This window comes from Pseudomonas sp. GM41(2012) (assembly GCF_000282315.2).
Lineage (GTDB): Bacteria > Pseudomonadota > Gammaproteobacteria > Pseudomonadales > Pseudomonadaceae > Aquipseudomonas.
Window position 1 is genome coordinate 2,053,057 of the sequence record NZ_AKJN02000006.1, and the last position, 21,725, is coordinate 2,074,781.

The 21,725-nt window shown below is 60.0% G+C and carries 21 protein-coding genes; 9 read left to right on the forward strand and 12 right to left on the reverse strand.

The features are described from left to right. Positions 1 to 2 precede the first annotated feature (2 nt). Together PMI27_RS16565 and PMI27_RS16560 are read right to left on the reverse strand one after the other, a co-directional pair. Positions 3 to 326: a PepSY domain-containing protein gene (locus tag PMI27_RS16565; RefSeq protein WP_008152160.1), complete on the reverse strand. Its 324-nt coding sequence runs from the start codon at positions 324 to 326 to the stop codon at positions 3 to 5. Then, the gene (locus PMI27_RS16560) at positions 326 to 634 is read right to left on the reverse strand and encodes a PepSY domain-containing protein (RefSeq protein ID WP_008152162.1); all 309 of its coding nucleotides are present in this window, start codon (positions 632 to 634) and stop codon (positions 326 to 328) included. Before PMI27_RS16560 ends, PMI27_RS16565 begins: the two co-directional genes overlap by 1 nt. 260 nt (positions 635 to 894) lie before the next feature. Between PMI27_RS16560 and PMI27_RS16555 the strand changes: the two genes are divergently transcribed. From PMI27_RS16555 to codA, 5 genes are all read left to right on the forward strand, one after another. Further along, positions 895 to 1,974, forward strand: coding sequence for a patatin-like phospholipase family protein (locus tag PMI27_RS16555; RefSeq protein WP_008152164.1), 1,080 nt, complete (start codon positions 895 to 897; stop codon positions 1,972 to 1,974). 94 nt (positions 1,975 to 2,068) lie between these two features. Continuing rightward, a complete protein-coding gene (queD, locus tag PMI27_RS16550; RefSeq protein WP_008152165.1) occupies positions 2,069 to 2,425 on the forward strand; it encodes a 6-carboxytetrahydropterin synthase QueD in 357 nt (118 codons plus the stop codon). Positions 2,426 to 2,665: 240 nt separating this feature from the next. Next, the gene (locus PMI27_RS16545; RefSeq protein ID WP_008152167.1) at positions 2,666 to 3,496 is read left to right on the forward strand and encodes an alpha/beta fold hydrolase; all 831 of its coding nucleotides are present in this window, start codon (positions 2,666 to 2,668) and stop codon (positions 3,494 to 3,496) included. Positions 3,497 to 3,761: 265 nt separating this feature from the next. Beyond that, the gene (codB, locus tag PMI27_RS16540; protein WP_008152169.1) at positions 3,762 to 5,033 is read left to right on the forward strand and encodes a cytosine permease; all 1,272 of its coding nucleotides are present in this window, start codon (positions 3,762 to 3,764) and stop codon (positions 5,031 to 5,033) included. Between the two features lie 13 nt (positions 5,034 to 5,046). Then, positions 5,047 to 6,294, forward strand: coding sequence for a cytosine deaminase (gene codA / locus PMI27_RS16535; protein ID WP_008152170.1), 1,248 nt, complete (start codon positions 5,047 to 5,049; stop codon positions 6,292 to 6,294). Positions 6,295 to 6,425: 131 nt separating this feature from the next. Here codA and PMI27_RS16530 read toward each other — a convergent pair whose 3' ends face one another. Continuing rightward, a complete protein-coding gene (locus tag PMI27_RS16530; RefSeq protein ID WP_008152173.1) occupies positions 6,426 to 7,418 on the reverse strand; it encodes a diaminopimelate epimerase in 993 nt (330 codons plus the stop codon). 168 nt (positions 7,419 to 7,586) lie between these two features. Between PMI27_RS16530 and PMI27_RS16525 the strand changes: the two genes are divergently transcribed. Then, positions 7,587 to 8,738 carry an MFS transporter gene (locus PMI27_RS16525; RefSeq protein WP_008152175.1) on the forward strand — a complete coding sequence of 384 codons (1,152 nt, stop codon included), beginning with the start codon at positions 7,587 to 7,589 and terminating at the stop codon, positions 8,736 to 8,738. A 121-nt stretch (positions 8,739 to 8,859) separates the two neighbouring features. On the opposite strand, the gene PMI27_RS16520 is transcribed toward PMI27_RS16525, so the two are convergent. From PMI27_RS16520 to queC, 4 genes are all read right to left on the reverse strand, one after another. After that, positions 8,860 to 11,283: a TonB-dependent siderophore receptor gene (locus tag PMI27_RS16520; RefSeq protein ID WP_008152178.1), complete on the reverse strand. Its 2,424-nt coding sequence runs from the start codon at positions 11,281 to 11,283 to the stop codon at positions 8,860 to 8,862. 97 nt (positions 11,284 to 11,380) lie between these two features. Further along, positions 11,381 to 12,364: a FecR family protein gene (locus PMI27_RS16515; RefSeq protein WP_008152180.1), complete on the reverse strand. Its 984-nt coding sequence runs from the start codon at positions 12,362 to 12,364 to the stop codon at positions 11,381 to 11,383. A 40-nt stretch (positions 12,365 to 12,404) separates the two neighbouring features. Continuing rightward, a complete protein-coding gene (locus PMI27_RS16510; protein ID WP_008152182.1) occupies positions 12,405 to 12,905 on the reverse strand; it encodes a sigma-70 family RNA polymerase sigma factor in 501 nt (166 codons plus the stop codon). A gap of 93 nt (positions 12,906 to 12,998) precedes the next feature. Next, positions 12,999 to 13,688 (reverse strand): 7-cyano-7-deazaguanine synthase QueC, encoded by a 690-nt coding sequence (gene queC, locus PMI27_RS16505; protein WP_008152185.1) that lies wholly within the window; start codon positions 13,686 to 13,688, stop codon positions 12,999 to 13,001. Between the two features lie 261 nt (positions 13,689 to 13,949). Between queC and PMI27_RS16500 the strand changes: the two genes are divergently transcribed. Further along, positions 13,950 to 15,071, forward strand: a complete 1,122-nt coding sequence (locus tag PMI27_RS16500) for an HlyD family secretion protein (RefSeq protein ID WP_008152187.1) — start codon at positions 13,950 to 13,952, stop codon at positions 15,069 to 15,071. Beyond that, a complete protein-coding gene (locus PMI27_RS16495) occupies positions 15,068 to 16,660 on the forward strand; it encodes a DHA2 family efflux MFS transporter permease subunit (protein ID WP_008152189.1) in 1,593 nt (530 codons plus the stop codon). The genes PMI27_RS16500 and PMI27_RS16495 overlap by 4 nt, the downstream gene beginning before the upstream one ends. A gap of 9 nt (positions 16,661 to 16,669) precedes the next feature. On the opposite strand, the gene PMI27_RS16490 is transcribed toward PMI27_RS16495, so the two are convergent. Next, positions 16,670 to 17,110 (reverse strand): carboxymuconolactone decarboxylase family protein, encoded by a 441-nt coding sequence (locus PMI27_RS16490; protein ID WP_008152191.1) that lies wholly within the window; start codon positions 17,108 to 17,110, stop codon positions 16,670 to 16,672. A 207-nt stretch (positions 17,111 to 17,317) separates the two neighbouring features. On the opposite strand from PMI27_RS16490, the gene PMI27_RS16485 reads away from it, so the two are divergent. Beyond that, the gene (locus PMI27_RS16485; RefSeq protein WP_008152192.1) at positions 17,318 to 17,743 is read left to right on the forward strand and encodes a hypothetical protein; all 426 of its coding nucleotides are present in this window, start codon (positions 17,318 to 17,320) and stop codon (positions 17,741 to 17,743) included. On the opposite strand, the gene PMI27_RS16480 is transcribed toward PMI27_RS16485, so the two are convergent. From PMI27_RS16480 to PMI27_RS16465, 4 genes are all read right to left on the reverse strand, one after another. Next, positions 17,691 to 19,133, reverse strand: a complete 1,443-nt coding sequence (locus PMI27_RS16480) for a mechanosensitive ion channel family protein (protein ID WP_008152195.1) — start codon at positions 19,131 to 19,133, stop codon at positions 17,691 to 17,693. The genes PMI27_RS16485 and PMI27_RS16480 overlap by 53 nt on opposite strands. A 183-nt stretch (positions 19,134 to 19,316) precedes the next feature. Beyond that, a complete protein-coding gene (gene ycaC / locus PMI27_RS16475) occupies positions 19,317 to 19,943 on the reverse strand; it encodes an isochorismate family cysteine hydrolase YcaC (protein ID WP_008152197.1) in 627 nt (208 codons plus the stop codon). Positions 19,944 to 19,999: 56 nt separating this feature from the next. Beyond that, positions 20,000 to 20,683 (reverse strand): isochorismatase family protein, encoded by a 684-nt coding sequence (locus PMI27_RS16470; RefSeq protein ID WP_008152199.1) that lies wholly within the window; start codon positions 20,681 to 20,683, stop codon positions 20,000 to 20,002. A 93-nt stretch (positions 20,684 to 20,776) separates the two neighbouring features. Beyond that, entirely contained in the window at positions 20,777 to 21,643 is an 867-nt protein-coding gene (locus PMI27_RS16465; protein ID WP_008152201.1) for a pirin family protein, read from the reverse strand. Positions 21,644 to 21,725 lie beyond the last annotated feature (82 nt).

Genomic DNA, 21,725 nt, shown 5'->3' on the forward strand with positions numbered 1-21,725 from the left:
GATCAATCTTCCTTGTCTTTCAGTAACTGGCCGGTGGTGGCGTCAAGGTCCAGTTCGCGGACCACACCGTCGCTGGTCAACAACTCGACTTCATAAACGTAGACGTCGTGTTTCTCTTCAAGCTCGGCTTCCAGCAATTTGGCCCCGGGGTAGCGGTCCAGCGCTTGCTGCAACAGCTGCTCCAGCGGCAGGATCACACCCTGTTGACGCAGGCGCAGGGCTTCGTCCTGATCCAGGTCGCGAGCCATGGCCACCGAGCAAAAAGCCAGAAGCGCCAGAGCCATTCGACCTCTCGTGCACCGCTGTGAAAAAGAAAACACCTTCATTACGTATCCTGATGATCCTTGAGAATCTGCCCGCTGACGGCGTCCAGTTCCAGGTCCCACTCAATGCCCTGAGGGTCGCGCATTTCCACCTGATAGATGTACTTGCCGTACTCTTCTTCCAGCTCGGTTTCGGTGATTTTGGCGCCGGGATGTTTGGCCAGAGCGGTGGCGTTGAGCTTCTCGAAAGACACAATGGTACCAGCGTCGCGCAGCCTCAGGGCTTCGTCGGGACCGAGGTCGCGAGCGTGGGCGATGCTGGCGGTCATGCCGATGATGGACGCGGTGAACAGGGCAGTCAGGGTTTTCATGGGGTGTCTCCGTATTTTTAATGTGTTGCCTAGGGAGTGCACCTTAACGGGGCGAACTTAATTGAAACTGAATTGCCATCATTATTGATGGCAACACGACATCGCAGGCATACACAAAACCTGTGGGAGCGAGCCTGCTCGCGATAGCGGTGTGTCAGCCAACATTAATACCGACTGATACACCGCTATCGCGAGCAGGCTCGCTCCCACAATGATTGTGCATGTCTATAATCCCCCGCTTGCCTGCATTCGAGACCGGTATGACCGCTTTCCACATCAAGTTCCCTTCCCTGACCCTCAAGGCCGGCCCTCGCGCCTTGGCGCGCATCCGTGAAAACGGTTTGAGCGCCGCCGATGTCGGCACGCTGCCGGGTGCCGCCGGTGGTCCCAAGGCGTTGGGGATTCAAGGTCTGGACCTGGCGTTGTTCGGTGAATGGCTGCCGGCGGCACCGCGGGAGCGTTCGTTGATTGGTGCGTCGGTGGGTTCCTGGCGCTTCGCCAGCGCGTGTCTGCCGGATGCCGCCGAAGGTATCCGCCGCCTCGGTCACCTCTACACCGAGCAGAACTTCGCCAAGGGCGTGACCATGGCGCAGATCAGCCAGAGCTCCCGGCGCATGCTCGATGAGCTGCTCGATGGCCGCGATGCCTCGATTCTGGACAACGCTCATTACCGACTGAACATCATGGTGGTCAAAAGCCACGGCCTGCTGGCGGACGATCATCGCGGACGACTGGGGCTGGGTCTGTCATCGGTGATCGCCGACAACTTGCGCGGCCGGGCGCGCCTGTCGCGGCATTTCGAGCGGCTGATCATTCACGATCCGCGCCTGGCACCGCCGGTCAATGCACTCAACGATTTCCCCTCGCGCTTCGTTGCGCTGAATGCCGGCAACCTGCGCCAGGCCTTGCTCGCCTCAGGCTCGATCCCGATGGTGATGGAAGGCGTGCGTGATCTGCCGGGTGCCGGTGCCGGGACGTTTCGCGATGGCGGTCTGCTGGACTATCACCTCGACCTGCCCTACAGCGGCAACGACATCGTGCTCTATCCGCATTTCACCGACCGGGTGATTCCTGGCTGGTTCGACAAGACCCTGTCGTGGCGCCGCGCATGTCCTGCGCGTTTGCAAGATGTCCTGTTGCTGGCGCCGTCAAAGGATTACCTGGCGCGCCTGCCCTACGGCAAACTCCCGGACCGCAACGACTTCAAACGCTTCATGGGCGATGCCCCGAGCCGGCAGAAATACTGGCGCACGACGATGGATGAAAGCCGTCGCATGGGCGATGAGTTCCTCGAACTGGCTGCCAGCGGTCGCCTCGGGGAGCGCTTGCTGACCCTTTAGTCAGTGTTTTCCCGCAACGCCAAACGCAAACTGTTAAACTCGCCGCCTGCCCATATCGCCGCGGCGATCGCCACCTGACAGAGCTGAAATCACTGTGGAAATCTTCAAAGAATTTACCTTCGAATCCGCCCACCGCCTGCCCCACGTACCGGAAGGCCACAAGTGCGGCCGCCTGCACGGTCACTCGTTCAAAGTGGCGATCCACCTGAGCGGCGACCTCGATCCGCACACGGGCTGGATCCGTGATTTCTCGGAAATCAAGGCGATCTTCAAGCCGCTCTATGAGCGCCTCGACCATAACTACCTGAACGACATTCCCGGTCTGGAAAACCCGACCAGTGAAGTGCTGGCCAAATTCATCTGGAAGGAATTGAAGCCTCTGCTGCCGGAACTCAGCGCGATCCGCATTCACGAGACGTGCACCAGCGGTTGCATCTATCACGGCGAGTAAGCCGATCTAAACGCCGATGAAAATCACTTTGTGGGAGCGGGCTTGCTCGCGAAGGCGGTGTATCAGCAGGCATATGCCTGTCTCTTATACACATCTAGATGTGTATAAGAGACAGGCCTTGGCCTGCTGGCTCACTCCCACAGTGAACTGCGTTTCGTCAGTGAATAAAAAAACAGCCTTCAATGGCTGTTTTTTTATGCCTATGCTTTTTGGCTCCCCCACGCCAAGAGGACACCCCCAATGACTGACTGGCCGCTGCCTCAGACCTATCGCTTCAACGGTCGCTCCGTTCGTTACGCCGTACGGGGCGACGGTCCGCCGTTGGTGTTCGTGCATGGCACGCCTTTCTCTTCTTATGTGTGGCACCGGATTGCACCGCACTTCATCACCACCCATCGGGTGCATTACTTTGACCTGCTGGGTTATGGGCTATCGGAGAAAATCGAGGGCGATGTGTCGCTGGGTGTGCAGAACGACCTGCTGGCTCACTTGCTCGATCACTGGGGTCTGGCGCGACCAGACGTCGTCGCTCACGACTTCGGCGGCGCTACCGCTCTGCGTGCTCACCTGCTGAACGGCAAGGACTACCGCAGCCTGACGCTGATTGATCCCGTGGCACTGACACCTTGGGGTTCGCCGTTTGTGCAGCATGTGCGTCAGCATGAGGCGGCCTTCAGTGGCCTGCCCGATTACATTCAGCAAGCGATTGTGCCGACCTATATTCGCGGGGCGATCAAGCGCGAAATCCCGGACGACGAACTCGCGCCTTACGTGCAGCCGTGGCTTGGCGATCCAGGGCAAGCGGCGTTCTATCGGCAGGTTGCGCAGATGGACGAGCGCTATACCCGTGAGGTTGAAGGGCTGTATCCGTTGATTCGTTGTCCGGTGCAGATTCTGTGGGGGGAAGAAGATCAGTGGATTCCCATTGAACGCGGGCAGGCATTGCATCAGATGATTCCGGGGTCGCGGTTTCAGGCGATTCCGAATGCCGGGCATCTGGTTCAGGAAGATGCGCCGGAAGCGATCGTCGCGGCGCTCCTGCGGTTTCTGCCGCAACACAAATCCCCCTGAAGAAACCGAATCCCTTGTGGGAGCGAGCCGGCTCCGGGCGGCGTTCCGACGATGACGGCAGCACATCCAACACCAAGGTGACTGTCAGGCAGCCATCGCGAGCAGGCTCGCTCCCACATGGGTTCTGTGTTCCTTCAGGTGCACCTCTTTCGCGCCCTTCCCCAAGCCAAATTCCCCCGCTCGGCTATAAATAACTACACCACCCAACGCTTGGCACGACCACTGCAACACGCCCCCGCGTCACTCATTCAGCAAGGAACGCCCCATGACGCAGAACGATCCCGGCAACGATTACCCCCTCAGCGAAGTCCCGATGCATGCCCGCAAAGGCCTGGCCTCAACGGCCATGGTGCTGCTGGGTTTCACCTTTTTTACCGCGACCATGTTTGCCGGCGGCAAGCTGGGTGTGGCGTTCAGTTTCGGCGAGATGATGGCGGTGATTATCGTCGGCAATCTGCTGCTGGGGATCTACGCCGCCGGCCTGGGCTACATCGCCTTCAAGAGCGGTCTGAACTCGGTGCTGATGGGGCGCTTTTGCTTCGGTGAAGTGGGCAGCAAGCTCAGCGACCTGATCCTCGGCTTTACCCAGATCGGCTGGTACGCCTGGGGCACAGCCACTGCCGCTGTGGTGCTGGGCAAGTATTTCGAGTTGAGCGAGGGCACCGTTCTCGGGCTGATGGTGCTGTTCGGCCTGGTGTTTTGCGCGACCGCGTATGTCGGTTACCGCGGCCTGGAGATTCTGTCGTACATCGCCGTACCGGCGATGATGTTGCTGCTGATGCTGTCGATGTGGGTGGCCACGGTGAAGGTCGGTGGCCTCGACGGTTTGCTCGCGGTAGTCCCGACGGGAACACTGGATTGGTCGACCGCGATTACCCTGGTGTTCGGCACCTTTGTCAGCGGCGCAACCCAGGCAACCAACTGGACGCGTTTCTCCCGTTCAGCCCGCGTCGCGGTGCTGGCGAGCCTGATCGGTTTCTTCATCGGCAACGGCCTGATGGTGTTGATCGGGGCCTATGGCGCCATCGTCTACCAGCAACCGGACGTGGTCGAAGTGTTGCTGTTGCAAGGCTTCGCCATGGCGGCGATGGCGATGTTGCTGCTCAATATCTGGAGCACCCAGGACAACACCATCTACAACTTCGCCGTCGCCGGTTGCAACCTGCTGCGCACTGGCCGTCGCAAGACCGTGACCCTGGCGGGCGCGGTGATCGGCACATTGCTGGCGCTGCTGGGCATGTACGACCTGCTGGTGCCCTACCTGATTCTGCTGGGCACTGTGATTCCGCCGATTGGCGGCGTGATCATGGCGGACTTCTTCTACCGCTATCGTGGTCAATATCCACGTCTGGCCGATGCCCGGTTGCCGGCGTTCAATTGGCCCGGTTTGGCCGCCTACGCAGTCGGCACCGTTGCCGCGTTCAGTTCACCGTGGGTCGCACCACTGGTAGGGATTGCCGCTGCCGCGTTAACGTATGTGGTACTGACCGGCGTGCTGGGTGCCCGTACTGCCAACGCACCATTACAAGATCTATAAAAGGATTCGCCTGATGCACATCATCAATGCCCGCCTGCGCAACCAAGATGGCCTGCATGAATTGCACCTGGAAAACGGCCTGATCAGCAACATCGCCCGACAGACTGAAGCGCCGACCCTGGGCCCCGATGATCTGGACGCCGGCGGCAACCTGGTGGTGCCACCCTTCGTCGAGCCACACATCCACCTCGACGCCACGCTCACCGCCGGCGAGCCGCGCTGGAACATGAGCGGCACGCTGTTCGAAGGCATCGAGTGCTGGGGCGAGCGCAAGGTGACCATCACCGAAGAGGACACCAAAACCCGCGCCAAGAAAACCATCCAGACCCTCGCCGCCCACGGCATCCAGCACGTGCGCACCCACGTCGACGTCACCGACCCGCAGCTCACCGCGCTCAAGGCGATGCTCGAAGTGCGCGAGGAAAGCCGTCACCTGATCGACATGCAGATCGTTGCGTTCCCGCAGGAAGGCATCGAGTCGTACCGCAACGGTCGCGAGCTGATGGAAGAAGCGATCCGCATGGGCGCCGATGTGGTCGGCGGTATTCCGCATTTCGAGTACACCCGCGATCAAGGCGTGAGTTCAGTCAAATTCCTGATGGACCTGGCCGAGCGCACCGGTTGCCTGGTGGACGTGCATTGCGATGAAACCGACGACCCGCACTCACGCTTTCTAGAGGTGCTGGCCGAAGAAGCCCGCTGCCGCGACATGGGCTCACGGGTCACCGCCAGCCACACCACGGCCATGGGCTCTTACGACAACGCTTACTGCGCCAAACTGTTTCGCCTGCTCGGGCATTCGGGGATCAGTTTTGTCTCCTGCCCCACCGAAAGCATTCACCTGCAAGGGCGCTTCGACAACTTTCCGAAACGCCGTGGCGTAACCCGAGTGAATGAGTTGCTGGAAGCGGGAATGAACGTGTGTTTCGGCCAGGACTCTATCGTCGACCCGTGGTATCCCCTGGGCAACGGCAACATCTTGCGAGTGCTCGAAGCCGGCCTGCACATCTGCCACATGCTTGGTTACCGCAACCTGCAAAGCGCGCTGGACCTGGTCACCGACAACAGCGCCAAGGCCATGAACCTGGGTGATCGTTATGGACTGGAACGCGGGCGGCCGGCGAATTTGCTGATTCTGTCGGCGGACAGCGATTACGAAGTGATCCGCAGCCAGGGCCTGCCGCTGTATTCGGTGCGCGATGGCAAGGTGTTGATGAAGCGGCAGATGCCGGTGGTGGAGTTCTTCGGCGATCAGAGCTGAGATTTGCATTGGCTGGGCTTGCCTCATCGCGAGCAGGCTCGCTCCCACAATTGATCTCCAGTGGACGCAAACGCTGAGTACACCTCAGATCCACTGTGGGAGCGAGCCTGCTCGCGATGGCGATCTAACAATCAGCTCATCAACCGCGCCGTACCAAACAACCTGACCCGACTCAATTCACCCTGCTCTTCCTCCAGAAGAATCGGCGCAGTACCCCCAGGCATGACCACATTTACCTCCCCGGCACTGACCCAACCCACCCGCCACGCCGCGCAAGCCACCGCACTGGCGCTGGTGCCCGACGACGCCGTCGGCCCCTCTCCGCGCTCGAATACCCGCGCGACGACTCGCCCCTCGGATTCAAGCATCGCCCATTGCAGATTGATCCCCGCCGGGCACGGCCTGCCTTCCCCGGTCGGCATGGCATAGGCGATACGCGTCAGCCCTTCGGACAATCCCGCTTGGCGCATCTGCTCATTACTCGGCAAGGCGCCCGAGTTATCCACAAGCGTTACGCAATGCGGATTGCCAACCCGCACGAATTGACTGCGCGCCCACCCGGCATCCAGCAATGCCAATGGCTGGACGTGGCTGAGTTCGCGACCATTGAATGCCACGCCTTCAACCCCTTCGGCACTGACAGCCCCCGGTCCGAAGGCAGGCTTGCCCAAGTCCAGCCAAAAACCGTGAACACCTTCGACCTGCGCCAGTTTCACCGATGTTTCTCCCGGTGAAGGCATATCGGCCTTGTCATGATAAACCCTGAGCAGACACGCCTCGTCCCTCGGCCAGAGCCCAAGGTCGCTGAGCGCCTGGGAAAAAATCGTCAGGCCGTTGCCGCTACGCTCGGCCAGGGTGCCGTCGGTGTTCACGATCAACAAATCAAAAGGATGCGACGACTGGAACGGCCCCACCAGCAAACCATCGCTACGATGGGCCTTGCTGCCCGGTGGTTGTGTGCCGGGAGCCCAGCCACAGCAAGCCTCGATGGCCGCCAACGCCCAGACCTTGCGGGTTTGCGCGGCGTCGCTGGCCTGATCGGGTATGTCGATACCATTGCTGCGCAAGTCCTCAGGCGCCACAACCATGTAGATATTGCCTCGTGCATCGTACCTCCGCGCCATGGCGCCCTCCCTTTAGAAATCATTGGTCGGGCTCAACATATCGCGAAACACCGTCAGGCTGTGCAAGGATGTCACCCTGCCTCACCGCGAACCTGAGCGGACGCTGATCGAACCCTCGCAGGTCGATCACTGTCCCTTGGGGACGCGACGTTTTTGCCAAGGATTGATATGACCAACCTCAACACTCAAACCGCATTTGTTCCCGGACGCCTGGAACAGATGTCCACGCGGATCGCCTTTTTCATTGCCGGTTTCGGCATCGCTGCGTGGGCGCCGCTCGTGCCTTACGCCAAGGCTCGGGCCGGGCTGGATGAAGGGACGCTCGGTTTGCTGCTGTTGTGCCTGGGGGTGGGCTCGATTCTGGCGATGCCGATGGCGGGGCTTCTGGCCACGCGTTTCGGCTGTCGCCGGGTGGTGAGCGCCGGGGTGTTGCTGATCTGTGCGGCCCTGCCGCTGTTGGCGACGGTGACGTCGATTCCGGCGTTGATTGCCGCGTTGTTCATGTTCGGCGCGGGGTTGGGCACGGTGGATTCGACGGTGAACCTGCAAGCGGTGATCGTCGAACGGGCCAGCGGCAAGACCATGATGTCGGGCTTCCATGGGCTGTTCAGCCTCGGCGGGATTGTCGGTGCGGCGGGTGTCAGCGCCCTGCTCGGCTTCGGGGTTTCACCGCTGGGGGCCACGCTGGTGGTGATCGTGATGCTGCTGATCGCCCTGGCCAAGGCCGCGCCGCACCTCTTGCCTTACGGCAGCGAAAGTTCGGGGCCGGCGTTTGCTGTTCCCCATGGCATCGTGCTGTTCATCGGCGGGATGTGTTTCATCGTGTTCCTCGCCGAAGGCGCGGCGCTCGACTGGAGCGCGGTGTTCCTGGCGCAGGAACGCGGGATCGACACCGCTTATGCGGGACTGGGTTACGCAGCGTTTGCGTTGACCATGACCGTCGGCCGTTTGACCGGTGACTCGATCGTGCGTCGTCTCGGCGCAACGCGGGTGATTGTGTTCGGTGGCTTGACGGCCGCAGCGGGCCTGTTTGTGGCGACCTTCGCCCCAAGTTGGGAAGCGGCGCTGGTGGGTTATGCACTGTTGGGGGCGGGTTGTTCGAACATTGTGCCGGTGCTGTACACCGCAGTGGGCAAACAGACGGTGATGCCCGAAAGCGTCGCCGTGCCGGCGATTACCACGCTGGGTTATGCCGGGATTCTCGCGGGGCCTGCGTTGATCGGGTTTATCGCCCATGGCAGCAGTTTGAGTTTTGCCTTCGGGTTGATGGCGGTGTTGCTGGTGGCGGTGGCTATTGGTGGGAAGGTGTTGAGGGTCTGAATTGTGGCGAGGGGGCTTGCCCCCGTTGGGCTGCGTAGCGGCCCTATAAATTTCGGCAGCAACACAGATTTTGCGACTGCTGCGCAGCCGAACGGGGGCAAGCCCCCTCGCCACAGGGTTGTTAGAAACCGACGCTCGCCTGCACAAAGAACGTGCGAGGTGCGCCAACGTACATCCCCGAGTTGTTGTCGCTGGAGCGGGTGAAGTACTGCTTGTCGAAAATGTTCTTCACCCCGGCACCGACTTTCAGATTCGACAACTGCGCGCCGAAGTCATAACCGGCGCGCACGTTCCAGGTGACGTAACCCGGGATGTCGCCGTACTGGCCGTCCGCGGTACCTTCGGTGATGTAGTTGTTGGTGAAGCTGCCGTCGGCGTTCACAGCCACGCCCGGCGAACGCTGCTTGGACTGGGCAAAGGCATCGAGGTTGTAGGTCCAGCGGTTGATGTCATAACGCAGGCCGGCAGTCGCCACCTGACGCGAGTAGAACGGCAGGTCACGGCCCTTGAAGCCTGGGATCTCGCCTTCATAAACAGCACGCGTGTAGGTGAAACCAGCGTTAGCGGTCAGGCCGTCAAGCCGTGGATCCAGTGCCGCCATGTCGTAGTGCACCGAGGCTTCGAGGCCCTGGTGCGTGGTTGCGCCGAGGTTGGTCCAGCCCGCATCGTTGCTGATGTATTGCAGCTCTTTATCGAAGTCGATGTAGAACAGCGTCACTTCCCCGCCCCACACATCATTGTTGTAGCGCGTGCCGATTTCGTAGGTCTTGGCCTTTTCCGGTTCCAGGCCATTGGCGGTATTGTCACCCGCGCCACCCTGGCCGAGCTGGAAATACTGCAGGCTGCCGAACGAGGTTTCGTAGTTGGCAAACAGCTTCCACTCTTCCGACACGTGATACATCACGCTCAGGGCCGGCAACGGCTCGTTGCTTTCGATGCTGCGGTTCTTTTCCAACACCGGTTTGCCGGCCGTGTCGAGCACCGGCCGCTCGTGCCAATCGGTGCTGATGTGTTCAAAGCGGATGCCGGGGGTGATGGTCCAGTTACCGACGTCGATTTTGTTATCGACGTACACCGAGTTGGCTTCAGTGCCACCGGTGCGGTCCTGATACACATGCCCGTCCGAGCTCTTGGTCACGACCGGCTCGTTGTTGACCAGCGCCAGGCGGCTCGCCTCTTCGTGCATGCCTTCCTTGAGGTAGCGATAACCGACACTGACTTCCTGGGTAGTCGGGCCGACATCGAACACATGGGAGACCCGCGGTTCAATCCCGAAGGTGTAGTAAGTACGCGGGAACGAGCCGAGGGTTTTCTGATCGCGAGCGGCGATGTTGCTGCCACGGAAGCTGTCGGAATAGTAAGTCAGCACTTCGGCCTGGGTGCGGTCGTCGATCTGCCGTGCCCACTTGAACGAGACGTCCTTGCGGCGGCCGCTGAAGTTGTCGTTGTTGCGGTCGGACTGGTACGGATCGGCGTCGTACTGCGCCTGGGTCAGGCCGCCGGGCATGTCGGCGCTGGCGTCGTAGTAGTGAAAGTTGAGGCTGAAATCGTCGACATCGGTGGGTGCCCAGTGGGTCTTGAGGATCACGTCGTCGATGTCGTTGCCGTTGTTGCGTTCACGGTAACCGTTGCCGTTCACGCCCGAGTACAGCAGCGCCATGCCGATGCCGTTGTCCGCGGTGCCGCCGAGAAACGCCGTGTCGATGTGCTTCCAGCCACCGTGCCGGGAGGTTTCCAGGGTCGAGCCGATTTCACCGGTGGCTTTTTCCGGAATCGCGCGGGTGACGAAGTTGATCACGCCACCGACGTTCTGCGGCCCGTAACGCACGGAGCCGGCTCCGCGAACCACGTCGATGCTGTCGAGGTTGCCGGAAGAAATCGGGGCCATGGACAATTGCGGTTGGCCGTACGGGGCAAACGCTGCCGGCACGCCGTCAATCAGCACGGTGGAGCGTGGCGACAGGCGTGAAGTCAGGCCGCGCACGCCGACGTTCAGGGAAATGTCGCTGCCGCCGGTGCCGTTGGCGTCCTGCACTTGCACACCGGGCACGCGCTTCAGCACGTCGCCGACGTTCATCGCGCCCTGCTCGACCATCGCCTCACGGCGAATCACCGTACGGGCGCCGGGGTGGTTCTGCACCACGGCTGCATCGGCGTCACCGAGCCAGTCGCCGACCACTTTGATGTCGGTCACGCCCAGTTCCAAAGGGCCGTTGGCAGCCGAAGTCGGTGCCGGCATCAACGTGACCGAACCTTCATCGATCTGGTATTGCAGACCGCTGCCTTGCAGCAGTTGGCGCAGCGCGTCTTCTGGCGAGAGGTTGCCGTCCACCGCCGGGGCCTGTTTGCCGGCGACCAGCTCAGGGCTGAAAAACACCTGCAGCGAGGTTTGCTGGCCCAGTTCACTCAGGGCCTGACCCAGGGGTTGCGCCGGGATGTGAATCGCGTCGGCGGCAAAAGCCTGGGGCAGCGCCGCGGTGACAGCCAGGGCGAGAGCGAGGCGCAACCAAGGTGATTTGTTGTTTTTAGCGGTGGATTTTTTCACGTCGAACGTAGTCCTGTGGATCGCAAGAGTGTGCGCTTGTTAATGCAAACCAGTTGCAGTTGGACAGGAAGACGATCAACTCGAAAAAAACCTGAATTTATTTTGAAATTATTTCCTGACTGCCGTCATCGAGGGTGCGCACGGCCACCGGCAGAATGCTCGGCAAGGCCTTGAGCAGTGCGTCGGTGTTGTCGGATTTGAACACGCTGGTCAGGCGCAAATTGCCCACTTTGTCGTTGCCGACGGAGAGCGGTTTCTCCCGATAGCGCGAGACTTCCTCGGCGACGTCGCTGAGTCTGGCGTTGGTGAACACCAGTTTTCCGCTGCGCCAGGCGGTCAGCTCGGCAGGATTGACCGCGTAAGCAGCGGCCACTTTGCCCTGGGCATCGATGTGCGTGCCGAGGCCGGCCGTGAGGCTGATGAAATCGCTGTCCGCCGCTGTGCGCCCCTGAACCTTGACGGTGCCCTGCTCCACCACGACCCGGGTTTGGGCGGTGTCGCGGCGCACATCAAAACGGGTGCCGGTAACCGTGACCTTGCCGCTGCCCGCCTCGACCACGAAGGGCCGGCGGGTGTCATGCTCGACGCTGAACATCGCTTCGCCTTGCGTCAGCTCGATGCTGCGGCGGTCGTTTTCATAGCGCACCTGAACGCGGCTGCGACTGTTCAAGTCGATCACCGAACCGTCCGGCAACGCCACATGACGTCGTTCGCCCAAGGCTGTGGAAAATTCGGCGGTATAGATCGCCGGGTGATTCAAACCGCTGAACAACCCCAGCCCGAGCGCGACGGCCAACACACTGGCGGCCACTGCATAACGCACCAGCGGGCGACGTTTGCTGCGTGCCGGAGGGGTTTCACACAAGGCTTGCAGACGCGCCGCCGGCAGCAAATCTGCCGCCGACCACAAGCCCTGGAGCAACTGGAATTCATCGCGATGCTGAGGGTGTTCGTCCAGCCAGGCTTCGAAATGCCGTGACTCTTCGGCATTGATCGCAGGTTCCTGCAAACGCACAAACCACCGCGCCGCCTCGTCGCGAACCGTTGTTTGCCCGCACGCACAATCACGAGTATCCATCATGGAAGTTCCGGTTTGGCTGGGGATGAAAAGGCACCGCCGATCATGGCTGCAATCCGTCAAGACGGTCGCGCAGATGCCGCAGCGTGCGGATCATATACTTTTCCACCATGTTCTTGGACAGACCCAGGCGTTCGGCGATTTCGGCCTGGGTCAGGCCTTCGATCTTCTGCCAGACAAACACCTTGCGGCAGTTGACCGGCAACTCGGTGAGCGCCCGTTCGATGGAGTCAGCCAACTGGATCGCCTGCATGAAATGCTCCGGGTCGCCGGACGACGACACACTGTGATCGATCGCCTCCGACTCCATGGCGCCCCGCCGATCCTCCCGCCGATAACCATCCACCGCGATGTTGCGCGCGGTCTGGTGCAAATACGCCCGAGGTTGTGCAACCGTCGCCGAATCGGACTCAAGCACCCTCACGAAGGTGTCGTGGGCCAGGTCCTCGGCCTGCTGACGATTTCTCAGGCGACGGGTCCAGGTCCCGACCAACTCTTCGTAATGCTCGAAAAAGCCGTGTCTGCGGGGCAGCTTGGGGGTCATTGCGGTGTGCTGTGAAAACGGGGCGTGAATAGTAATGCTTCCTATTAACTGAAGGCAATGGGATTAGTCCCCCCTACTCGCAGCAAATTACTTTTATCGTTTTAGTTTGATTTTCAGACTATTCAAAACCTTCACTCTGCTTTCGAGAAACTCACTCAATCCTTTCGCACGAAGAGCACATGCATCACAGTCACCACACCCACTTCCCATTATTCCGTTGTAACAAGTCAACGTGTGGTAACGAACCAAATCCAGCTGCTTATGGTAATCAGCCAAGGCCCAGGTCTCAGCTTTATTCAGCCGCATAAGCGGCGTTTCGATTCGTACCTTATAGTCCATGCCCAACTGAATGGCGCTGTTCAACACCTTAACAAACTCATCACCACAATCCGGGTAACCAGAGCTCTCTGTTTCACACACACCTGTGATGACAACTTCAGCGCCTACTTGATAGGCATAAATAGAAGCCAGGGTTAAAAACAGAACATTCCTGCCAGGTACGAACGTATCAGGCACGCCGTCCCCCGTACTCCTTGCAATTGGAATGTGGTCGCGCGTCAAACTGCTAATGGCCAGTTCGCTCAATAGTGAAGTGTCTAATACTTTGTGCACCTTCACGCCAAGCTGTTTTGAAAGCTGTTGCGCTACTTCGATTTCCGCACGATGGCGCTGGCCATAATCAAAGGTAATGCAGTGAATTTCATCGTACATCGGCAATGCATGAATCAAGCAGGTGGTTGAGTCTTGTCCGCCGCTGAAAACGATAATGGCCTTTCTGGTCATGGTTCGTTCTTCCTTGGAGTGTCCCGGCAGGGTGCCGGGGCCGTTGACCCTACCGGGAAGCTCAAACTCTGGGTGTGGGAGGTTTCCGAAATGACCGTCTCCGATTTCCGTTTGTATCAGTTCTCTGTTGATACCCAAGCGTCAACAGCCAGCCCTCCTCCGCTAGCACCTGACGACCGGCAACAAAAATCAATTGCCACAAAATATTACCTACGTCATATTACACGCGTAATAAACACCCGTTTCCCACAGGTAATCGCTATGACCAGCATGCCCACCCTTGAACCCGACCTTGCAGTCCCGGTGAGCACACCCAAGCCTCCCCTGCTCAAACGGTTGATCTTGCTGACTGCGGTCATCGCTGCCCTGGTGTTCGCCGGGCTGTATGCGATTCACTGGTGGACCGCCGGCCGTTTCATTGAAGAAACCGACGATGCTTACATCGGCGGTGACGTGACGGTGATCGGGCCGAAGGTAGCGGGTTATATCGAAGAGGTTCTGGTCACCGACAACCAGAAGGTCAAGGCCGGCGATGTGCTGATTCGTCTCGACTCCCGCGATTACCGCGCCAACCTGGCCAAGGCCGAAGGTGCGGTGGCCGCCGAAGAAGCGCTGCTCGCCAATCTCGATGCCACCGAAGAATTGCAACACGCGGTGATCGGCCAGGCCCGCGCGGGGATCGATGCCGCCGGCGCCGAAACCGCCCGCTCACGGGATGACGATGCTCGCTATAAAAAACTGGTCGGCAGCAACGCCGTCTCGGTGGAAAGCGCCCAACGCGCCAACGCCACCTTCAAGACCGCCCAAGCCCTCAGCGCCCGGGCCCAGGCTGAGCTGCTGGCGGCGCAACGTCAGCTGAATGTGATCGCAACCCAGAAACAGCAAGCCCGCGCCGCACTGATGCAGGCCCGTGCCGAACGTGATCTGGCGCAGTTGAATGTGGGTTACACCGAACTGAAGGCCCCGGTGGACGGCGTGATCGGCAATCGCCGGGCGCGGGTCGGCGCTTATGCCCAGGCCGGTTCGCAATTGCTGTCAGTGGTACCGGCCAGTGGGCTGTGGGTCGATGCCAACTTCAAGGAAGATCAGCTATCGCGAATGACACCGGGGCAACGGGTGATCATTCATGCCGACGTGCTCTCGGGGCAGGAATTCCACGGTCATCTGGACAGCCTCGCGCCGGCCAGCGGTTCGCAGTTCAGTGTGCTGCCGCCGGAAAACGCCACCGGTAACTTCACTAAAATCGTTCAGCGGGTGCCGGTTCGCATCGTGCTTGATCCGGCCGATGGCGTGCTCGGCCATCTGCGTCCGGGCCTGTCGGTCACCGCTGAAGTGGACACTCGCAAGGAACCTGCAACCCCGACCGTGGCCAGCGCGCCATGAGCCGCGCCCTCGCCGCCCCCGCGCAACCGTTCAATGCCGCCGACATGGCAACGGCGACCAAGGTTTTCGCCTTCGCCACGATGTGCATCGGCATGTTCATTGCGCTGCTGGATATCCAGATCGTCTCGGCATCGTTGCGTGATATTGGTGGCGGACTCTCGGCGGGCACCGATGAAACGGCGTGGGTGCAAACCAGTTACCTGATTGCCGAAATCATCGTGATCCCGCTCTCCGGCTGGCTCTCCCGAGTGTTCTCGACACGCTGGCTGTTCTGCGCTTCTGCGGTGGGTTTCACCCTGGCCAGCCTGCTCTGCGGCGCGGCCTGGAACATTCAGAGCATGATCGCCTTCCGCGCCCTGCAAGGGTTTCTCGGTGGTTCGATGATCCCGCTGGTGTTCACCACCGCATTCTTTTTCTTCACCGGCAAACAACGGGTGATCGCGGCTGCAACCATTGGCGCGGTGGCCTCGTTGGCACCGACCCTGGGGCCGGTAATCGGCGGCTGGATTACCGATGTTTCCTCCTGGCACTGGCTGTTCTACATCAATTTGGTGCCGGGGATTTTCGTCGCGGTGGCGGTGCCGATGCTGGTGAAAATCGATCAGCCGGAATTGTCGCTGCTCAAAGGTGCCGACTACTTGAGCATGGTGTTCATGGCGCTGTTTCTCGGTTGCCTGGAATACACCCTTGAAGAAGGCCCACGCTGGAACTGGTTCAGCGACAGCACGATTCTGACCACGGCATGGATCAGCGGACTGGCCGGCCTGGCGTTCATTGGTCGAACCTTGCACGTCGCCAACCCGATCGTCGATTTGCGCGCCTTGAAAGACCGCAACTTCGCCCTTGGCTGTTTCTTTTCGTTCGTTACCGGGATCGGCCTGTTCGCCACCATTTACCTGACGCCGCTGTTTCTCGGCCGGGTGCGTGGCTATGGCGCGCTGGACATCGGTCTGGCGGTTTTCTCCACCGGGGTGTTCCAGATCATGGCGATTCCGCTGTACGCCTTTCTGGCCAACCGCATCGATCTGCGCTGGATCATGATGATCGGCCTGGGGTTGTTCGCGTTATCGATGTGGGATTTCAGCCCGATCACCCATGACTGGGGGGCTAAGGAATTGATGCTGCCGCAAGCGCTGCGCGGGATTGCCCAGCAATTGGCGGTGCCGCCAGCGGTGACGTTGACCTTGGGTGGTCTGGCACCCGCGCGGCTCAAACATGCTTCGGGGTTATTCAACCTGATGCGAAACCTGGGGGGTGCCATCGGCATCGCCGCGTGCGCGACCATTCTGAATGACCGCACCAACCTGCACTTCACCCGGTTGGCGGAAAACCTCAACAGCACCAATGAAGCACTGAATCAGTGGCTGTCCCAGGTCGGCAACAACTTCGCCGCCCTCGGCCAAAGCGGTGACGCGGGCGTCACCGCCAGCCTGCATCAGCTGTGGCTGCTGACCTACCGCGAAGCGCAGACACAAACCTACGGCGACGCATTCCTGATGATCATGGTCTGCTTCATCATCGCCACGGCGATGGTGCCCTTGATGCGCAAGGTACAACCACCGGCCGCGCCGAGTGCCGATGCGCATTGAACCCAGGTATCACTCCTGAGGCATTTTGCGGAAGCCTACCGCCAGGCGATTCCAGCTGTTGATGGTGGAAATCGCCACGCTCAGGTCGACCATTTCCTTGGGCGTGAACTGCGCGGAGACCAGTTCGTAGTCTTCATCAGGGGCGTGGGTCTGGCTCAGTAGCGTCAAGGATTCGGTCCAGGCCAGCGCCGCACGTTCGCGGGGTGTGAAGAACGGCGTTTCACGCCAGACCGACACCGCGTACAGCCGACGTTCGGTTTCGCCGCCCTTGCGAGCATCGGCGGTGTGCATGTCGACACAGAAGGCGCAGCCATTGATCTGGGAAGCGCGCAGCTTGACCAGTTCAATCAATGTTTTTTCCAGAGGCAGCTTCGAAACAGCGGTTTCCAGCGCGATCATGGCTTTGAGTGCATCGGGGGAAGCGGTGTAGAAATCGATACGCGGTTGCATGGAGGGCTCCAGTCACAAAGGGTGTGGAGCTACGTTAATCCCGTGCTGACCTGCAACAAATAGCCAATTATTGGGAAGTTGAGGATGCCAATGGACGGGCTTGAAAATAATCTAGATGGGTAATTGCTATCACCGCACCGACACCACTAGAATGCGATTCATTCTTGATAGCGCGGCCAGGACGCCGGAAACGAGAGCCTCCTGACCATGTCGTCCTCATCCGAAATGCCTTTTCCACCTGCTACTTCGCCGAATACCGAACCGCGTTGGCTTCTGGAATCCATGTTGTGGCAAATGCCGGAACAGGCGCGCGAAGCCTTTCTGCTCGCCCAGATTCATGGACATGGCCGCGCCCGGATCGCAGCGCGGCGGTCGGCGCGCAAAAAACCGCTGACCCGTCGACAAACCCTGGCTTATCTAGCCTTGCTGTTGATCGCCGGCCCCGTTGGCATGATTTGGCAACATGCGCCGTTCGAATACTGGAACAGTCATGACCGTACCCTGGTCGGCGCACAGCTTGTTCGCAATGTGCCTGCTGCCGACTCACTCGATTGCACCCGCGCCCATGACCTTCAAGCCCTTAGGCTCGATTGCGCAGCCACTGCAAAAACCCCTTCTTCTGCACAACCCTAGGCACTTCCTGGGTCAACGTCTGAGCCTTGTTCAAGCGGAAATCCAGTAACGCCTTCATCGCTTCGCTGATGTCATGTCGCGCATCCAGACACGGTTTGAGGTATTCCTTCTCGATCCGGTACAAGCTGCAGAACGTCTTGGCGCTGAAGTCCGCCGGTAGCGCCGTATCGGACAAAATACCGCCCTCGCCGATCACCTCACCCGGCCCCATGCGCCCGGACTCGAACTTGACCCCACCACGGCTCAGCTCTACCGACACGACGCCGGATTCGATGATGAACAAATGATCGCTGACCTCCCCCGCTGGCAGGATCATTTCACCGGCGCGGAAGTTTTGCAGGGTCATGTTCTGGCTGAAGGTTTCTTTCTCTTCCTGACGCAGGGTCGAGAAAATGTTCGACGCATCCAGCAATGCCCGTGGCCGCGACAGGTTGGCAGGTGCATTGGGTTCGACGTTCGACAACAGGCTGACACCGCTGGCCTGCAAGTGCCGGAATGCCAGGTCGAACAGCAGATTACGGACCATGCGCTTCTGGTCCATGGAGACCACGAAACCACTGATTTCGTATTCCACGCCGGTGGCGCTGGAGCCTTTCAACGCGACACACGGCGCCGGTTTGCTCAACAGATAACGGCACCCTTGCATCGCTCGTTCCAACGCGTCGATCACCGTTTGCGGACGTGCGTGCGGGCTCAGTTGCAGGCTGATGGAAACGCCAAAAATGTCACTGGGCCGGCTGAAGTTGATGATCTTGGCCTTGGCCGCCAGGGAGTTGGGGATCACCGCCATGCTGCCTTGGGAGGTTTGCAGGCGCGTCGCGCGCCAGTCGATATCGGTGACCCGACCTTCGGTGCCGTCGATCGAGATCCAGTCATCCAGTTGATAGGGTTTGGTGGTGTTGAGAACGATGCCGGAGAACACGTCGCTGAGGGTACTTTGCAAGGCCAGGCCGACGATGATCGCTAACGCGCCAGAGGTCGCCAGCACACCCTTGACCGGCAGATCGAGTACGTACGCCAAAGCCGCGATGATCGCGATCAGGAAAATCACCGCGCCGAGCAAATCCTGGAGCAAGCGCCCGGTGTGCCCGACCCGTTGCATCATCACCGCACCGATCAGCACCGTCAGGGTGCGCGCGCCGAACAGCCACCAGCCGATCTGCAATCCCGTGGCCGCCAGGTGCAGCGGCACGTTGTCGGCCCAGGGCGCCGTTTCCATGGGGTTCAGACCTTCGTTGAACAGCAGGACACTGAACAACGAAAAAATCACCACCCGCACCAACAGTTTCCAGTTGCTGCCATTGGCACTGAGCAGGCGCCATAGCCCCAGATCGATAAGGATCAAAGCCATCGCGCAGATCAATGGGTGATCGGTAAGCAGTGACAGCATCAAGCAACTCCAGCCATGTACGGATGGGCACAGTGTAGGAGCAATTGGTGGCCTGATAACAACACAAAACAATGTGGGAGCGAGCCTGCTCGCGATGAGGCCATGCCAGTCACCATTGATGGTGACTGGCAGACCGCTATCGCGAGCAGGCTCGCTCCCACAGGGGATCTATGTTGTCAGGGGTTACTTGGTGTTGGTCAGCGCGTTGTAGCTGGTAAACAGGTTGCGGTAGTCCGGGATGTGGTTGGAGAACAAGGTGCCCAAGCCTTCCACGTCGTTGCGCCAGTCGCGATGCAGCTCACAGGCCAGGCCGAACCAGGTCATCAACTGCGCGCCGGAGGCCGACATGCGGTCCCAGGCCGATTGACGGGTCAGTTCGTTGAAGGTGCCAGAGGCGTCTGTCACCACGAACACCTCGAAGCCTTCAGCCAGTGCCGACAGCGCCGGGAACGCCACGCACACTTCGGTTACTACGCCGGCGATGATCAGTTGTTTCTTGCCGGTGGCCTTGATCGCCTTGACGAAGTCGTCGTTGTCCCAAGCATTGATCTGGCCGGGACGGGCAATGTACGGCGCGTCCGGGAACAGCGCTTTGAGCTCAGGCACCAGCGGGCCGTTGGGACCGGTTTCGAAACTGGTGGTGAGGATGGTCGGCAACTTGAAGTACTTGGCCAGGTCAGCCAGGGCCAACACGTTGTTCTTGAAACGGTCCGGCTCGATGTCGCGCACCAGAGAAAGCAGACCCGCCTGGTGATCAACCAACAGAACGGCGGCGTTATCCTTGTCGAGACGTTTGTAAGAAGTAGTCATGGGAGTAATCCTCGCTTTTTATCGATGCCGAGTGGAAGTCGGCGTGGGGTAACCGGTTAGCGCTGGGAGTCCAGCACTTCGTGTTCGTTCGCCACTTGCTGAGCCTTGAGATAGCTCTCGATCAGCAATTGATAATGCGGCATGGCCTGGGCGTAGACGGCCGCCCACTGCTCAGCGTCCGGACGGTTCCACGAGCCTTGCAGCTCAGAGAGCGTAGCCATGATGTCGATAGGCACCACCCCGGCTTGCGTCAATCGGGCAATTGTCAGATCAGTGGCCAGTTTCGAGTGGTTGCCGGAAGCGTCGACCACTGCAAACACTTTGTAGCCTTCATGCACCGCCGCAATGGACGGGAACGCCAGGCAAACGCTGGTCAGGGTGCCGGCGATCACCAGGGTTTTCTTGCCGGTCGCTTTTACTGCCGCGTGAAACTCAGCATTGTCCCAGGCGTTGATTTCACCTTTGCGCGCCACGTATTGAGCGTGCGGTGCAGCCTCGTGAATCTCCGGAATCAACGGCCCGTTCGGCCCTTGCGGTACAGAGGCAGTGGTGATCACCGGCATCTTCAGCAGGGTCGCGGCTTTGGCCAGGGCAATGGCATTGGCACGCAGTTGCGGCACGTCCATGTCCTTGACGATCTGGAACAATCCGCTCTGGTGGTCGATCAACAGCATCGCGCTGTCGTTGGGATCGATGATCGGTTTCTGGCCATTGAAGTTGGCCGCGTTGACGGTACTCATGTGCGTCTCCTCTTTCTTTCAGGCAACAGCCATCCCTGGCCCGGGAACCGGCCTACGCATCCTGTGTAGAGCGGGTTGTTGAACCTGTGCGGGTTAACCGTGCATCTGGCCGAACCGACCGGACTGGAAGTCAGCGAAGGCCTGGTGAATCTCTTGCTCGGTGTTCATCACGAACGGACCGTGACCGACAATCGGCTCGTCGATCGGCTCGCCACTGAGCAGCAACACGACGGCGTCGTTATTGGCTTCCAGGCTGAGCTGCTGGCCATTGCGCTCGAACAACGCCAACTGCCCTTCGCGCACCAGTTCCACACCGTTGACCTGAACCGTGCCACGCAACACGACCAGTGCCGTGTTACGACCTTCGTGCAGGTCCAGAGTCAGCAACTTGCCGCCGTTGAGGCGCAGGTCCCAGACGTCAATCGGGGTAAACGTGCGCGCCGGGCCGGTGTGGCCGTCGAACTCACCGGCGATCAAGCGCAGGCTGCCGGCCTGGTCCTTGAGCGCGATGCTCGGGATGTCACCATCGAGAATCGTCTGGTAACCGGCGTCGGCCATTTTGTCCTTGGCCGGCAGGTTGACCCACAGCTGCACCATTTCCAGGGTGCCGCCGGTTTTGGCGAAACCTTCGGAGTGGAATTCTTCGTGGAGAATCCCGGAGGCTGCGGTCATCCATTGCACATCGCCTGGGCCGATCTTGCCGCCGCTGCCAGTGGAGTCGCGGTGCTCCAGTTCGCCCTTATAAACGATAGTCACGGTTTCGAAACCGCGGTGTGGATGCTGACCAACGCCACGACGCTCGGTGGTCGGGGTGAATTCAGCGGGACCGGCGTGATCGAGCAGCAAAAACGGGCTGATGTGCTTGCCCAGGTTGTCGTAGGAAAACAGCGTGCGAACCGGAAAACCGTCGCCGACCCAATGGGCCCGTGGGCTGGTGTAGATACCGATGATGTTTTTCATTCCGCCTCCGAATCTGGTGTGTGACGCGATGGACAAAGCTTAAAACTGAACCCTTTGATGCACTAGACTGCAAAAATCAGCC

What these genes read in the sequence shown, in the direction of transcription:
- PMI27_RS16545 (WP_008152167.1), top strand. Translation starts at nt 2,666, where the DNA reads ATGACTGACTGGCCGCTGCCTCAGACCTATCGCTTCAACGGTCGCTCC.
- codB (WP_008152169.1), top strand. Translation starts at nt 3,762, where the DNA reads ATGACGCAGAACGATCCCGGCAACGATTACCCCCTCAGCGAAGTCCCG.
- codA (WP_008152170.1), top strand. Translation starts at nt 5,047, where the DNA reads ATGCACATCATCAATGCCCGCCTGCGCAACCAAGATGGCCTGCATGAA.
- PMI27_RS16500 (WP_008152187.1), top strand. Translation starts at nt 13,950, where the DNA reads ATGACCAGCATGCCCACCCTTGAACCCGACCTTGCAGTCCCGGTGAGC.
- PMI27_RS16490 (WP_008152191.1), bottom strand. Translation starts at nt 17,110, where the DNA reads ATGCAACCGCGTATCGATTTCTACACCGCTTCCCCCGATGCACTCAAA.
- PMI27_RS16530 (WP_008152173.1), bottom strand. Translation starts at nt 7,418, where the DNA reads ATGGCGCGGAGGTACGATGCACGAGGCAATATCTACATGGTTGTGGCG.
- PMI27_RS16565 (WP_008152160.1), bottom strand. Translation starts at nt 326, where the DNA reads ATGAAGGTGTTTTCTTTTTCACAGCGGTGCACGAGAGGTCGAATGGCT.
- PMI27_RS16485 (WP_008152192.1), top strand. Translation starts at nt 17,318, where the DNA reads ATGTCGTCCTCATCCGAAATGCCTTTTCCACCTGCTACTTCGCCGAAT.
- queC (WP_008152185.1), bottom strand. Translation starts at nt 13,688, where the DNA reads ATGACCAGAAAGGCCATTATCGTTTTCAGCGGCGGACAAGACTCAACC.
- PMI27_RS16560 (WP_008152162.1), bottom strand. Translation starts at nt 634, where the DNA reads ATGAAAACCCTGACTGCCCTGTTCACCGCGTCCATCATCGGCATGACC.
- ycaC (WP_008152197.1), bottom strand. Translation starts at nt 19,943, where the DNA reads ATGACTACTTCTTACAAACGTCTCGACAAGGATAACGCCGCCGTTCTG.
- PMI27_RS16470 (WP_008152199.1), bottom strand. Translation starts at nt 20,683, where the DNA reads ATGAGTACCGTCAACGCGGCCAACTTCAATGGCCAGAAACCGATCATC.
- PMI27_RS16515 (WP_008152180.1), bottom strand. Translation starts at nt 12,364, where the DNA reads ATGATGGATACTCGTGATTGTGCGTGCGGGCAAACAACGGTTCGCGAC.
- PMI27_RS16510 (WP_008152182.1), bottom strand. Translation starts at nt 12,905, where the DNA reads ATGACCCCCAAGCTGCCCCGCAGACACGGCTTTTTCGAGCATTACGAA.
- PMI27_RS16465 (WP_008152201.1), bottom strand. Translation starts at nt 21,643, where the DNA reads ATGAAAAACATCATCGGTATCTACACCAGCCCACGGGCCCATTGGGTC.
- PMI27_RS16495 (WP_008152189.1), top strand. Translation starts at nt 15,068, where the DNA reads ATGAGCCGCGCCCTCGCCGCCCCCGCGCAACCGTTCAATGCCGCCGAC.
- PMI27_RS16480 (WP_008152195.1), bottom strand. Translation starts at nt 19,133, where the DNA reads ATGCTGTCACTGCTTACCGATCACCCATTGATCTGCGCGATGGCTTTG.
- PMI27_RS16525 (WP_008152175.1), top strand. Translation starts at nt 7,587, where the DNA reads ATGACCAACCTCAACACTCAAACCGCATTTGTTCCCGGACGCCTGGAA.
- PMI27_RS16555 (WP_008152164.1), top strand. Translation starts at nt 895, where the DNA reads ATGACCGCTTTCCACATCAAGTTCCCTTCCCTGACCCTCAAGGCCGGC.